Source organism: Neobacillus sp. FSL H8-0543, assembly GCF_038592905.1.
Lineage (GTDB): Bacteria > Bacillota > Bacilli > Bacillales > Cytobacillaceae > Neobacillus.
In genome coordinates this window covers 1,553,336-1,567,811 of sequence record NZ_CP151943.1, presented here as the reverse complement: position 1 = coordinate 1,567,811, position 14,476 = coordinate 1,553,336, and the positions used below count along the sequence as shown (strand labels likewise).

General features: G+C 41.6%; 9 protein-coding genes. 8 read left to right on the top strand and 1 reads right to left on the bottom strand.

Going from position 1 to position 14,476, the window contains the following annotated elements:
- Window positions 1–70: 70 nt before the first annotated feature.
- From NSS81_RS08195 to NSS81_RS08170, 6 genes are all read left to right on the top strand, one after another.
- The gene (locus NSS81_RS08195; protein WP_342433011.1) at window positions 71–910 is read left to right on the top strand and encodes a DegV family protein; all 840 of its coding nucleotides are present in this window, start codon (window positions 71–73) and stop codon (window positions 908–910) included.
- 1,459 nt (window positions 911–2,369) lie between these two features.
- The gene (locus tag NSS81_RS08190; protein ID WP_342433972.1) at window positions 2,370–3,824 is read left to right on the top strand and encodes a DEAD/DEAH box helicase; all 1,455 of its coding nucleotides are present in this window, start codon (window positions 2,370–2,372) and stop codon (window positions 3,822–3,824) included.
- Between the two features lie 18 nt (window positions 3,825–3,842).
- Complete coding sequence (locus NSS81_RS08185) at window positions 3,843–4,559, top strand: ComF family protein (protein WP_342433010.1); 717 nt, start codon at window positions 3,843–3,845, stop codon at window positions 4,557–4,559.
- A 268-nt stretch (window positions 4,560–4,827) separates the two neighbouring features.
- On the top strand, window positions 4,828–5,376 hold the full coding sequence (gene raiA / locus NSS81_RS08180) for a ribosome-associated translation inhibitor RaiA (protein WP_342433009.1): 549 nt from the start codon (window positions 4,828–4,830) through the stop codon (window positions 5,374–5,376).
- 172 nt (window positions 5,377–5,548) lie between these two features.
- A complete protein-coding gene (locus tag NSS81_RS08175) occupies window positions 5,549–6,394 on the top strand; it encodes a DUF1028 domain-containing protein (RefSeq protein WP_342433008.1) in 846 nt (281 codons plus the stop codon).
- 204 nt (window positions 6,395–6,598) lie between these two features.
- Window positions 6,599–8,563 (top strand): SEC-C metal-binding domain-containing protein, encoded by a 1,965-nt coding sequence (locus tag NSS81_RS08170; RefSeq protein ID WP_342433007.1) that lies wholly within the window; start codon window positions 6,599–6,601, stop codon window positions 8,561–8,563.
- Window positions 8,564–8,872: 309 nt separating this feature from the next.
- Here NSS81_RS08170 and secA read toward each other — a convergent pair whose 3' ends face one another.
- The gene (secA, locus tag NSS81_RS08165; protein ID WP_342433006.1) at window positions 8,873–11,386 is read right to left on the bottom strand and encodes a preprotein translocase subunit SecA; all 2,514 of its coding nucleotides are present in this window, start codon (window positions 11,384–11,386) and stop codon (window positions 8,873–8,875) included.
- A gap of 481 nt (window positions 11,387–11,867) precedes the next feature.
- Between secA and NSS81_RS08160 the strand changes: the two genes are divergently transcribed.
- Window positions 11,868–13,241: a NapC/NirT family cytochrome c gene (locus NSS81_RS08160; protein ID WP_342433005.1), complete on the top strand. Its 1,374-nt coding sequence runs from the start codon at window positions 11,868–11,870 to the stop codon at window positions 13,239–13,241.
- Window positions 13,242–13,277: 36 nt separating this feature from the next.
- Entirely contained in the window at window positions 13,278–14,441 is a 1,164-nt protein-coding gene (locus NSS81_RS08155) for a NapC/NirT family cytochrome c (protein ID WP_342433004.1), read from the top strand.
- Window positions 14,442–14,476 lie beyond the last annotated feature (35 nt).

Here is a 14,476-nt window from a genome sequence, read left to right as displayed (position 1 = left end):
GTTCTTTTTTTGGGTGTTATATGGTATCTTTTTAAATATTAGATAAAAAAATAAGGATGGTCATTCAGATATGAAAACGGCAGTTGTTACGGACAGTACGGCTTACATACCCAAAGAATTACGTGATGAATTTAATATACATATGGTCCCGCTAAATGTTATTTTTGGAAACGAGGTTTACCAGGAAGAAGTTGATATTAGTGCAGCCCAATTTTATCAAGAGGTGAAGGAAAAGGAACTGCCAACAACGTCACAACCGCCAATTGGTCAAATTGTTGAGCTGTTTGAGCGTCTTTCCAAAGAATATGATGCCGTCATCAGCATCCATCTTTCAAGCGGAATTAGCGGTACTTTTTCTGGTGCTGTCACGGCAAGTACAATGGTAGAAGGAATTAAGGTTTATCCTTTTGATTCCGAAATCAGCTGTATGCCGCAGGGGTTGTATGCCATCGAAGCAGCAAAAATGGCGCTAGCTGGCGAAGAAGCAGAAGCGATTATCGCTCGTCTTGCCGAATTGAAAAAGACAGCAAGAGCCTATTTTATGGTTGATGATTTATCACACCTGCAGCGTGGCGGCCGTCTATCCAGTGCCCAAGCCTTTATCGGCAGTCTGCTCCAAGTAAAGCCGCTCCTCCATTTCGAAAACAAAGTCATCGTCCCATTTGAGAAGGTCCGTACCCGTAAGAAGGCGCTGAAACGAATTGTCGACCTGCTTGGCGAAGATGCTGCAAGTGGTGAGCCGCATCAAGCTGCTATTATCCATGCAAACCGAGAAGAAGAAGCATTAGAATGGAAGGCTGAGCTTGAAGCATTATATCCCAACGTCGAATTTTCTATCAGTTACTTCGGAGCTGTCATCGGTACCCACCTTGGCGAAGGCGCAATGGGTATGGGCTGGATGAAAAAATAACTTTAATGGGCCAGGCAATCGAAGCATGGCTTTACTTTGAAACATAAGAAGGTATAATTTTTGAGGTTTACCACAGTTCTTAGGACTGTGGTATTTTTTCTATGGATAGAAGTATTTTGAAACTTTGATAACATGTTTATTGGGTTCAATTCCATACAAAAGGAGGGGTTCATAGTGACCGAACTTCGGTGAGAGAAGCCGGAGCGGTAACTAAGAAGGGTTCATAGTGACCGAACTCTGGTGAGAGAAGCCGGAGCAGTATCTAAGAAGGGATTAAAGTGACCGAACTGTGGTGAGAGAAGCCGGAGCGGTAACAAAGAAGGGTTCATAGTGACCGAACTCTGGTGAGAGAAGCCGGAGCGGTAACAAAGAAGGGTTCAAAGTGACCGAACTTCGGTGAGAGAAGCCGGAGCGGTAACAAAGAAGGGTTCAAAGTGACCGAACTTCGGTGAGAGAAGCCGGAGCGGTAACAAAGAAGGGTTCAAAGTGACCGAACTTCGGTGAGAGAAGCCGGAGCGGTAACAAAGAAGGGTTCAAAGTGACCGAACTTCGGTGAGAGAAGCCGGAGCGGTAACAAAGAAGGGTTCAAAGTGACCGAACTGTGGTGAGAGAAGCCGGAGCGGTAACAAAGAAGGGTTCATAGTGACCGAACTGTGGTGAGAGAAGCCGGAGCAGTAACAAAGAAGGGTTCAAAGTGACCGGACTTCGGTGAGAGAAGCCGGAGCGGTAACAAAGAAGGGTTCATAGTGACCGAGCTGTGGTGAGAGAAGCCGGAGCAGTAACAAAGAAGGGTTCAAAGTGACCGAACTGTGGTGAGAGAAGCCGGAGCGGTAACAAAGAAGGGTTCATAGTGACCGAACTGTGGTGAGAGAAGCCGGAGCGGTAACAAAGAAGGGTTCAAAGTGACCGAACTGTGGTGAGAGAAGCCGGAGCGGTAACAAAGAAGGGTTCAAAGTGACCGAACTGTGGTGAGAGAAGCCGGAGCGGTAACTAAGAAGGGTTCAAAGTGACCGAACTGTGGTGAGAGAAGCCGGAGCGGTAACAAAGAAGGGATTAAAGTGACCGAACTGTGGTGAGAGAAGCCGGAGTGGTAACTAAGAAGGGTCCAAAGTGACCGAACTGTGGTGAGAGAAGCCGGAGCGGTAACAAAGAAGGGTTCAAAGTGACCGAACTGTGGTGAGAGAAGCCGGAGCGGTAACAATAAACAACCACAGAATATTTACTCGTATTAAAGAATTTTCAAAACCAAGCAGGAATATAAAGGTTTTTGTCGAATCTTAAGAGAAAAGGAGTGATGCTCATTGATTTTAAAGGAAATACCTACCCTTCTAAGAAGATTTCTGCTCAGCAATGGGATAAATGTTGGCCCCAAGATTCTCCGTTCCCTACAAATCCAGCGGAAAGGAAATATCAGAGACCGAATTTATTATCTAAAGAAGGTGCCCCCTTGCATCTTGATATGAAAAATGAATCAGTAATTCCTCAGAACCTAAAGCTAGTACCGATCATTCCAGAGCCGCAGCTTAATCATGACTTCAAATTTAACCGCGAACTTCAACAACTTCTCACTGGTAAACAACTATTGCTTGATGATATCTCTTTCTCCATTATCGAAATTCAAAATCATTATGAAAATGGATATATTTCTTATCGAAAAGGGATTGAGTCTAGCAGAAATATGCCTTGTTGCGCCAGGTGCGGCAACAGAGAACCGCACTGGTTTGCACATTTCCCTTGCTCGAGATGTGATGAAACCTGCCTATATTGCCGCAAATGCCTAATGATGGGGAGAATAAGCGGGTGCACGCCGCTTATTGGCTGGAAAGGACCTGCGCCGTCCAGCGACCTTCCTGCAAGCATCCTACAATGGCAGGGGAGCTTATCGGGCGGTCAGCAGCAGGCCTCGAACAAAGTTGTTGAGGCAATCCAGCAGAATGGAGAACTCCTTGTCTGGGCGGTGTGTGGGGCGGGTAAGACAGAGGTCCTATTTGCAGGGGTTGAGGCGGCACTTGCTGCACGAAAAAGAGTTTGTATTGCAACACCCCGTACAGATGTGGTCCTTGAACTCACGCCCAGGCTAAAGGCAGCATTCCCTGAAATTACGGTTGCCCACCTTTACGGAGGAAGCGAGGACCGTCACCTCTATGCCCCATTGACGATTGCAACCACCCACCAGCTGCTCCGTTTTTACCAGGCCTTTGATACAATCATCCTCGATGAGGTAGATGCCTTCCCATATACTGTCGAGGAATCGCTGCAGCATGCCGTGATCCAGGCGCGAAAACACAGTTCTGCGATGATTTACCTGACTGCCACCCCCAGTGAGAAATGGCAAAGAGAATGTCGTACAGGCAAAAGGGCATTTACGACGATTCCAGCTCGTTTTCACCGCCGTCCACTGCCTGTCCCAGAATATACTTGGTCGGGTAATTGGCAAAAAAGTCTGAAGAAAAACAAACTCCCGCAAAAGGTCATTCGCTGGGTTACCAATCGTCTCCAAAATCAGAAGCAAGCCTTACTATTTTTCCCTCATATCGCTTTAATGGAAAAGGCACTTCCCATTCTTCAACACTATGATTCCGCGATATGTGCCGTTCATGCCGAGGATCCAGACCGGAAAGCGAAGGTTCAAAAAATGCGCGCAAAACAGATTCCGTTATTGCTGACAACGACGATTCTTGAACGCGGTGTTACTTTTCCGAACATTGATGTTGCCGTTGTCGGAGCCGAGGATGATGTCTTTACTGAAAGCGCCCTAGTACAAATTGCTGGCAGAGCAGGGCGTAGCAAGGATTATCCTAAGGGTATTGTGACTTTTTTTCATTATGGAAAAACCAATGCGATGTTAAAGGCAAGGAAACAAATTCTATCAATGAATCATGAAGGCATCAAAAAGGGACTGCTTGATCAATAAATATAGGAGTGATGTCCATTGAATCCCTTCCCGCAAATGTATTGCCTATTGTGCCATGAGTTAATCCGCACACCCATTGGCTGGAAAACGCTTTTTACTGCATCACAAGAGCTGTTTACATGTTCTGACTGTGAGGTCAAGCTTGAAAAAATTAACGGTGAAAGATGCCGAATATGCAGCCGGCCACTCCAACTGCTAGAAGAAAGGTTTCAGCATGGCGATAACTGCCATGATTGTGTCCGATGGGAGGAAGATCTTAATTGGAAAGGATATCTTGATGCCAATTTCTCTACTTTTCTCTACAATGATTTTTTTAAGGAGGTACTGGCACGTTATAAATTTCGCGGGGATTATTTACTTGCCAAGATATTTTCTCTTTCAATGAAGGAAGCGCTATGTAAAATTACCTTTGATTTCCTAGTACCGATTCCGCTTAGTGCTGAGCGCCTGTACGAGCGCGGTTTTAACCAGGCAGAGGCGTTAATTATCGAATCAGGCTATACTTCCACTCCGCTTCTTACTAGAATCCACTCGGAAAAACAATCAAAAAAGTCCCGATCAGAACGAATTCACCTTGCCCAAGTCTTTCAACTCGCCCCGCTGATTGATGTAAAGGGAAAAAATCTGTTATTAGTTGATGATATTTATACAACTGGTTCTACATTAAGACATGCGGCCAAGCTTTTAAAGGAAGCGGGAGCCCAGAACGTTCAATCCTTTACACTTGCACGCTAAAAAGGACGGATACACCGTCCCAAATCATTCCCTTTTCACATACTTGTAACCTATGCTCAAGTGTTAAAAGTGGCAATTTGTCCCTAAAGAATATACACTAAAGGTGTAGGAAGCTTATTTTCAGAAAAATTAATGCATTCTAGGGTTGTCACTATTTCCCCTGTGTTTTTGTCAAATTTTCGACAAAATTTTTGTTCTGATTTAGCAGGATAAACATAGGGTAAAATAGAATTGTAATACATAGTACTATTAAAGGAGGAGTCCACAAATGAATTATAACGTTCGTGGTGAAAACATTGAGGTAACTCCAGCAATTAGAGAGTATGTTGAAAAGAAAATTTCTAAATTGGACCGCTATTTCACTGAAGCACCTGATGCAAAGGTAAATGTGAATTTAAGATTCAATCAAGATAAATCTTCTAAAGTTGAGGTAACAATCACTATGCCGCAACTGGTTCTACGTGCTGAAGAAACACATATTGACATGTATGCTGCAATCGATTTGGTTACTGACAAACTAGAGCGTCAAATTCGCAAGCATAAAACAAAAGTGAACCGTAAATTCCGTGAAAAGGGTGAATTCCCAATTACGTTTGCAACTTCAGATAACACTGAAGTTCATGATTCAGATGAAGATGAATTAGAAGTTGTTCGTACTAAGCGCTTCGATCTTAAACCAATGGATAGTGAAGAGGCTATTTTACAAATGAACATGCTTGGTCATAACTTTTATGTATTCAACAATGCTGAAACAAACCGTACCAACGTAGTTTACAAGCGTCAAGACGGCCGCTATGGCTTAATTGAAACGCATTAATCCTTCGAAAAATGTAGTTCCGAGCAATCGGAGCTGCATTTTTTTTATGAATTATTTAATGGAATTCTTAAATATACTACTTTTAGAATTTTTTGTATAATGAGAATAATAGAAAGGGAGTTACGATCTGTCCCTGATAATTCTTAGAAGAATAATAGGAGGTTGGTTTAGAATGACATTTTCAATTGTTGGTTACGACCCAGTCGAAAAAGTATGGGGAGTAGCTGTTCAATCAAAATTTTTAGGTGTTGGTGCGGTTGTGCCTTGGGCAAAGGCGGGAGTGGGGGCGATTGCTACCCAATCCTATGCAAATACTGCATATGGTCCAAAGGGTCTGCAATTGATGGCGGAAGGCAAGTCGGCCGAGGAAACACTTTCGCTCCTTCTTGCTGATGATTTAGATAGAGAGATGCGTCAGGTAGGGATTATTGATGCAAACGGTAATGCAGCAACCTTCACCGGCAAGGCATGCTATGATTGGGCAGGCGGGGTGACAGGCACCCATTTTGCTGCCCAAGGGAATATTTTAGTTGATGAAAACACCGTCGATGCCATGGCACGTGTTTTTAAAGAATCAAAAGGCCAGCTTGCTGACCGGCTATTAGCTGCATTGGATGCGGGTCAGGAAGCTGGGGGAGATAGCAGGGGGAAACAGTCAGCTGCCGTTTATATTGTCAAAGAAAACGGTGGGTATGGCGGCTTTAATGATCGCTTTATCGATTTAAGAGTGGACGACCATCCCGATCCTATCAAAGAATTAATTCGTATTTATCAGCTTCAGCAGTTGTACTTTTCTCCATCCAAACCAGAACGAGTGGCAGCAATTGAAGGTGATATCAAAATTGAATTGGTAGGGAATTTGATTAAATTTGGCTATCTCAGCGACAAGGAAGCCAGTGATGAACAAATGGATAAAGCATTAACTGCGTTTATTCATACAGAAAACTTTGAAATGAGAGAGCAAGAAACGGGTATGATTGATCTCGAAATTCTTGAATATATGAAAAACAATAGCTAATTCACAAATGCCCTCCAAATAGCAGGAGGGTATTTTTTATAGATTTTGCCGGTGGGCAGGTTACATTAATAAAAACCTAAGGTATATTACATATGAAACCGTCAAAAATGGTACTATTATATAAGAATTAGTTTAATCCAATTGGAAAGTAAAAATAGAAATTTATACATATGAGACATAAGGATATTAAGGGGGCGAGCAAGGTTGAATGAATCAGTAGGAAGGAATGATCCTTGTCCGTGCGGGAGCGGGAAAAAGTATAAAAAGTGTTGCGGGGCTAAGGAGATTGTTTCCATAACCCATATGCTTGAGAGTGAGATTGATGATCTGCAAAAGCAAATTCTTCAATTTGCTGCGTACTACTTTGGGGATGAGTTAGAGGAAGATTTTTCAGATTATGAAGAACATCTCATGATTATTGAGGAACAAGAAAAACAATTTTACGAGCTCATGCATGCCATTTGGTTTATTCTTTTTGAGCCTCTTGAAGATGGAGAAACGATTCTTGAAAAATTTATTGAGTCAGAGAGTGCAAAAATTAGGCGACCGAAGCTTAGAGAGATTTTACGATCATGGACAGACGCAAGGACGATTGCTGGAACGGTTCTTGAAATTGAAAATAACAAACTAACAGTGGAGGATGGGTTAACCACAGAGGTGCTAAATGCTCACATTGTTAACAAACCCTTTGAGATTAAAAAAGGGGATTTTTTCGTGGGTGTGATTGTTCCTTACGAAAAAAATTATCTCTTTTTCCCGACAGCATTTGATCTGTCGCAGCTACAGCCAGAGCATGCGATTGAATTTATTAAAGACAGCAGTCTTGAATATGGGTATGATTCACCAACAGACTATTATACGGATTTCTTTGTTCAGATTCTTCACGACCTGCCAAGGCTAGGGGACGAAAATACAATTGACACGATTGAATGGCCAGCCCCAATCTATAGAGAAGTCGCGGAACTTTTCCAACAGGAGCTTGAATTACAGGGTGAAGGGGAATTAGTTATCCAGACAGGTGTGTTGCTTTGGTCAATGTTTTGCGAAAAGAAGCAGAAACGAATCAAAAGTCCAATGCTCTATGTGGCAGCTCTGCACTATTTACTATCCTCAATTGCACCTATGTTAAAGGAGTATACGCAAAAAGAGGTTGCAGAATTATATCAGGTCTCAGTAGGGACTGTTTCCGCCATTTATCGTGAAATGGAGAATGTCTTAGAACAGGAATTAACCGAACTAACGGAAATGGTTTACGGGGATGATGATATGCCGTCGCCAGACAACCTAGCGCCGGTTGTCCAGTTTAATGGCGGATCCAATGGACCGCTGGCAACAGAGCGGATCCTGCAGGAGGCAATGGCGGAACTTCAGGAGCAAAATATTGAAAGTATCGAAGAAATCAATGAATTTATGAATAAACGGTTAAATACACCATTACCTAAAAAAGCAGCAAGATCGAAAAAAGAGCAAGCCCAGGAATTGATCTATGATGCTTTTGAAACAGAGGGGCCGCAGCGCTACAAACTGGCTAAGGATGCGTTACAATTGGATCGTAATTGTGTTGATGCATACAATATCCTAGCAGAACAAGCTACTAGCCTTGAAGAAGCTGTTGTAATGTATGGAGAAGGAGTGAAGGCAGGCGAAAGTGCTCTAGGAAAGGCATTTTTTAAGGAAAACAAAGAGCATTTTTGGGGACTGATTGAAACAAGACCCTATATGCGTGCAAAGATAAATTATGCGGAATCACTTCACAAATTAGGAAGTGTATCGGAAGCTATTAATCAATATGAAGAAATTCTCAAGCTCAATCCATTGGATAGTCAGGGTGTCCGCTATTCATTGTTTCCTGTCTACCTAGAGCAGTCGGATATGCAAAAGGCGGAAAAGATACTGAAACAGTTTGAAGAGGGCGGGGCACATGGTATATACAATAAGCTTTTACTTGAGTTATTAAAAAATGGCTTTACCCCGAAAGCTACTCAACTTTTGAAGGTTGCTAAAAAGGAAAACAAGTACGTTCCTGCCCTGTTAACAGGAAAAAAACGGTTGCCTAAGCAATTGCCTGATTACTACGGTGTTGGAGACGAAAATGAAGCAGTGATTTATACAGATGAACATCTTCATTTATGGAAAAAAGTCAAAGGTCTCAAGGAATGGCTAAAGTAGATTAGTGTTTATTCCTTCAAAAGGTTCTATTCGTAAGTTTTTTTGTTTTTTGTACTAATCAGTGTATACAAAGAGATAAATTCAGACAGGTTTGGTGATTCTGAAGGCAACTGTGTCCGAACCAGCCCCCTTTTGTAAAAAAAACATAAAATTAACTATGTTTGGAAAACAACAATCCATGCGAAAATAGCCTTTTTAATAAAGAAAAGGGGTCGGCAATTTCGCCGACCCTTTTGTGTGGAGATATATCCGCGGTTTAAAAAGAGATACCTGCGTTTCCACAGATATCTCTTCAATCAATCAAATCAATTATTTCGCTGCACCATGGCAGTTTTTGTATTTTTTACCGCTGCCACAATAACATGGGTCATTCCGGCCGATATTGATTTGGTTGACTTTAGGCTTTTTCTTAACAGGTTCACCATCTTCTTTAGGATTCACCGCTTGTCCCTTCGCTACCTCTTGGCGCTCAAGGTTATTACGAATTTCCGCCTTCATAATGTACATGGCAGCTTCCTCTTCAATTGATTGAATCATCTCATCAAACATTGCAAAGCCTTCTGCCTGATACTCGCGAAGCGGATCGATTTGTCCGTACGCACGCAGGTGAATACCTTGACGAAGCTGGTCCATCGCATCAATATGATCAATCCATTTTGAATCAACTGCACGAAGCATGACAACTTTTTCGAATTCGCGCATTTGCTCTTCAGAAAGAATTTGTTCTTTTTCAGCGTAAGCCTCTTTAACCTTTGCAAAGATAACTTCGCTAATTTCTTCAGGTTCTTTACCGCGAATCGCTTCAATTGTAATGGCGCCCTCCCGAAGAAGGGTGGCATTTACATAATCAATGATCCCTTGCAGGTTCCAGGCTTCTTCGTCCTCGTGTCTAGGTGTGTGTGCCTCAACATTGCGCTCAATTGTTGTGGAAATCATTTTTTGAACAATATCACGTAAGTTTTCAGATTCTAGCACCTCGTCACGCTGAGTGTAAATAATTTCACGCTGTTGACGAAGAACATCGTCATACTGCAAGAGCTGTTTACGGGCATCGAAGTTATTGCCCTCTACACGTTTTTGCGCAGATTCAACGGCTCTTGAAACCATTTTACTCTGAATTGGCTGGGTATCATCCATGCCAAGACGTTCCATCATTGATTTCATATTGTCAGAACCGAAGCGGCGCATCAATTCATCTTCCATTGATAAATAGAATTGAGTAACCCCTGGATCTCCTTGTCGGCCAGAACGTCCGCGAAGCTGGTTATCGATACGTCGGCTCTCATGACGCTCCGTACCAATAACAGCAAGACCGCCTACTTCAACAACACCTTCGCCAAGCTTGATATCGGTACCACGACCAGCCATGTTTGTTGCGATTGTAACGGATCCTTTGTGACCCGCTTCAGCAATAATCTCCGCTTCACGTTCATGGTTCTTCGCATTCAATACATTATGTTTAATTCCCTTTTTCGATAAATACTTGGAAATAAGCTCAGACGTTTCAATTGCAACTGTACCTACAAGAACAGGCTGTCCGTTTTTATTGCGCTCAGCAATATCCTCGACAACTGCTCTGAACTTACCGTCCATTGAAGAGTAGATTAAATCGGCACGGTCATCACGTACAATTGGCCTGTTCGTCGGGATAACGATAACATTCATATTATAGATGTTACGAAATTCTTCCTCTTCCGTTTTCGCCGTACCCGTCATACCTGAAAGCTTCTCATACATCCTGAAATAGTTCTGGAAGGTAATAGTGGCCATGGTCATGCTTTCGTTCTGGACTTCAAGCCCTTCTTTTGCTTCAATTGCCTGGTGCAAGCCTTCACTGTAGCGACGGCCCTTCATTAAACGGCCAGTGAACTGGTCAACAATAATAATTTCGCCTTCTTGAACCACATAGTCGACATCTAAATGCATACTAACATTGGCTTTTAATGCCTGGTTAATATGATGGTTTAATGTTACATGGGACATATCAAACAGGTTCTCGATATTAAAGGCACTTTCTGCTTTGCTGATTCCTTCTTCCGTCAGCATGACGCCTTTTGTTTTTTCATCATAGGTATATTCTTGATCCTTCGTAAGTGTCCGAACAAACGCATTTGCTTGAATATAAAGGACTGCTGACTTTTGAGCGGAACCTGAGATAATCAGTGGTGTCCGTGCTTCATCGATTAAAATCGAGTCAACTTCGTCAATGACGGCAAAATAAAGCGGGCGTTGTACTTTCTGCTCTTTATAAAGGACCATGTTATCCCGTAAGTAGTCAAAACCCAACTCGTTGTTTGTAGAATAGGTAATATCACAAGCATAGGCTTCTTGCTTTTCTTCCTTTGTCATGCTGTTTAAATTCAAGCCAACGGTAAGACCTAAGAATTGATAAAGCTCGCCCATTTCCGTCGCATCACGGCTTACTAAGTATTCGTTGACAGTGACTACATGAACACCTTTGCCTGAAATCGCATTCAAATAAACAGGCATCGTGGACGTTAAGGTTTTACCTTCCCCAGTCTTCATCTCCGAGATATTACCTTCATGGAGAGAAATACCGCCCATTAGCTGAACATGATACGGATATAAACCAAGTACACGGCGGGCCCCTTCACGAACTACTGCAAATGCTTCAACCAACAGATCATCAAGCGTCTCGCCCTTTTGATAGCGAAGCTTGAATTCCTCTGTTTTTTCTCGAAGTTGGTCATCAGTTAGCTTTTCAGTATCGGCAGCAAGTGCATCAATCAGTTTTGCTTGTTTGTCTAACCGCTTTAGCTCACGCTTATTTAAGTCAAACACTTTATTTAAAATCCCCATCATATGATGAAACGCTCCTTTATTTCAGATTTAACAAATATACGGTTTAATTATAGTAAATCCCTTTAAAACTTTAGATAATTTCCCTTCTAATATTACCACTTCCACTATTGAGTGACAACAATGTTACCGTTTTAGCCATATTTGTCGAATTTAGATTCCCTTCTCAAAAAATGTAAGGATACGGTAATCACTCTATTTCTTGAAAGTGTCCTTTATCTACTAAGACATATGTATATTTAATCACCAAAATGTATAAAAATTAATTTTAATGCAATTTAATACTGTCTACGCGATGTTAACCTTTTGTTGAATTAACAACGTTTTTATGTTGTTTTTAGGAAAAAACCCTTGAAGATATGTAATGAAAAATTATTCACAAATTGTACATTGGAAAATACCCTTACAATGTTAGATACTACCATTAGAGAGGTTAATATGGAAAATAAATAGAGAGAAAAATAAAATGGGAAGGGTGAGTTAAGTGGCCTTTTGGGGAAAGAAAAATAAAGAGAAAGATCCCGAATCTAAAGAAAAGAAAAAGAAACCTGGCCTTTGGCAGAAAATCAAAAATATAAATTGGAAGGATCCAATCAACCGGTGGAAATTATTATTTGCATCGCTTGTTGCGTTCATTATTATTTTTGGTGGCGGGTATGGAGTTATCTCCTTTACAAATAGTCCAACATTCTGCGCAAACTGCCATGAAATGGCACCTGAGGTTACCACCCATACAGCAAGTGCTCACAGTGAAATCACATGTGTCCAGTGTCATATAAAGCCAGGTTTCGTCAATATGATGACTCACAAAGTGATTTCATTAAAAGAGGTATATCACCATGTAATGGGTATACCTGAACAAATTGTTCAAACCGAACATGAGGCGGTTTCGGATGAAAACTGTTTACAATGTCACTCTAAGAACCGTCTTGTTACCGCATCAAAAGACTTAATCGTTAACCATAAAGGGCATATCGAAGAAGGTGTCCCTTGTATAAGCTGTCACGCTGGCGTGGTTCACGCTAAAATGGCTGCGCGTGGTATTAACACCGAAGAGGTTCGCGGTCATTGGACAGTTGATGTAGCTGAACAAATGATGGAACAGAAATACTTGGCGCCAAACATGGGGACATGTATTGACTGTCACGATAAAGTAAACAACGGTGAAAAGCCATGGAAAGATGTTGCCTATTTGGTTCCACCAAACGCCGAGCATGTCGAAAAAGAAGTCAAAGAGAAGACAACTCCTGCAACAACAGAAGCGACAACAGAAGAAGAAGCTACTGAGGCGATTGCAGCTCATGAAGAAAAAACACAAGAGGTAATCCTACAAGCAATTGGAAAACAAACGAAAGATGTTAAGTTATCCATGGCTTGTGAAACCTGTCACCAACGAGTTAAGGTGCCACAAAATCACAGAGTTGCAAACTGGAATGGAGATCACGGTGGTACAGCTCTTCAAGAGTTAGACCAATGTGTTGACTGTCACCAGGATTCTAAGTGGATTAGAGATATTCCAAAAGAAGATCTCGTCTCTTTACTTAAAATGGCTGAAGTTAAAGAAGAGGATAAAGATCACAAATATACAGCAAATATTACTGTCGTTAGAGAACAATCACGAATCAATAAGTTCTGTAGCGCCTGTCACAGCGAACGCCCTGAGAGCCACGCAGAAAGTGAAACATGGTTAACTTCACACGCGGATAAAGCAGCAACACCTGACTTAAAAGCAGAATGCTTAGTCTGTCACGATCGTGAAAAACCAAAAGCAGATGCAACTGATCTAGCAACAGCACCAACAGATGTTTATTGCCAATATTGCCATAGAACTGGCTTTAAAGATGATGTGAAGAAGTAAAGGTTTATTGTTTAAAAGTATAAGGAGGGAAGAAGAATGGAAGATGAACATATAGAACAGAGCCCCCCTCCCCGGAAAGGTTACAAATTATTTAAATATTTAACAGTAGGAGTAATGTTTATAGTTGTGTTCTTCGCATTGGGGCTAATAGGAGTAGAGACGACTTCAAGTCAAGAGTTCTGCTCCTCCTGCCATGAGATGAAACCGCAGTATTATACATTAAAGGCATCGAGTCATAGTGAGGTCGACTGTGTCAGTTGTCATATTGATCCAGGTGTTGAGAATTATGCAAAGGCCCAAGCAAACGGTGTAGTTGAATTTTATAAAAAGCAGACAGACACCTACCTTGCACCGATTAAAATGCCGAGTTTGATACCGGATGAAGCCTGTGAAAGATGTCATAATATCGAAAGTCGCGCCGTAACTCCATCTGGGGATATTATTATCCCGCATGATAAGCATAAAACCGAAGGAATTGAGTGTGTTCAGTGTCATAGCGGTACAGCGCACGGGGAAATTTCAGATCGGAAAATGACCTACAAAAGTGATTATGGAAAATGGAATCACAAGTTAGGGGCCTCGGTAATGAGTGACAGTAAGTACATACGTCCACAAATGGATACATGTATGGAATGTCATAAAGTAAGAAAGGCACCGCTGGAATGTACAGCCTGTCACGAATCGACAATGATTCCAGATGATCATAAAACAGAAAAATTCAAAGCTGGCGATCATGGGAAAATAAAGCCTTCAGAATTAGAGACATGTGAGAAATGTCATTCCTATATGTCGTCAGCAGAATATGATTTATTTAAGCAAGATTCGACATATAAAAAGTATTTGAATAATGAAGAAACTGACTCAACTAATGTAACGGTTAATGTATACGCAAAGACTAATACCTTCTGCAAAGACTGTCACGGAGAAAAACCAGAAAGCCATAAAATTGACTCTTTCGCGACAGAGCATGGACACCAATCAAAGGATACACAAAAGTGTTTCACTTGCCATGAAAATCGGATTACAAGTAATTCGCCTGTCACAAAGGTTCAATGTGCTTCCTGTCATGTAAACAAGCATAAGGAAACATGGAGGCGTAGTCATCCAATCGAAGTAGCTGAAAATCAAAAATATAATAAGTCCTGTTTAAAATGTCATGTTGAAAAAACGTGTACTAAGTGTCACACAAATAAAAAGTGACCATAACAGCAAAAGAAAAGATTCCGAGAGGGGAA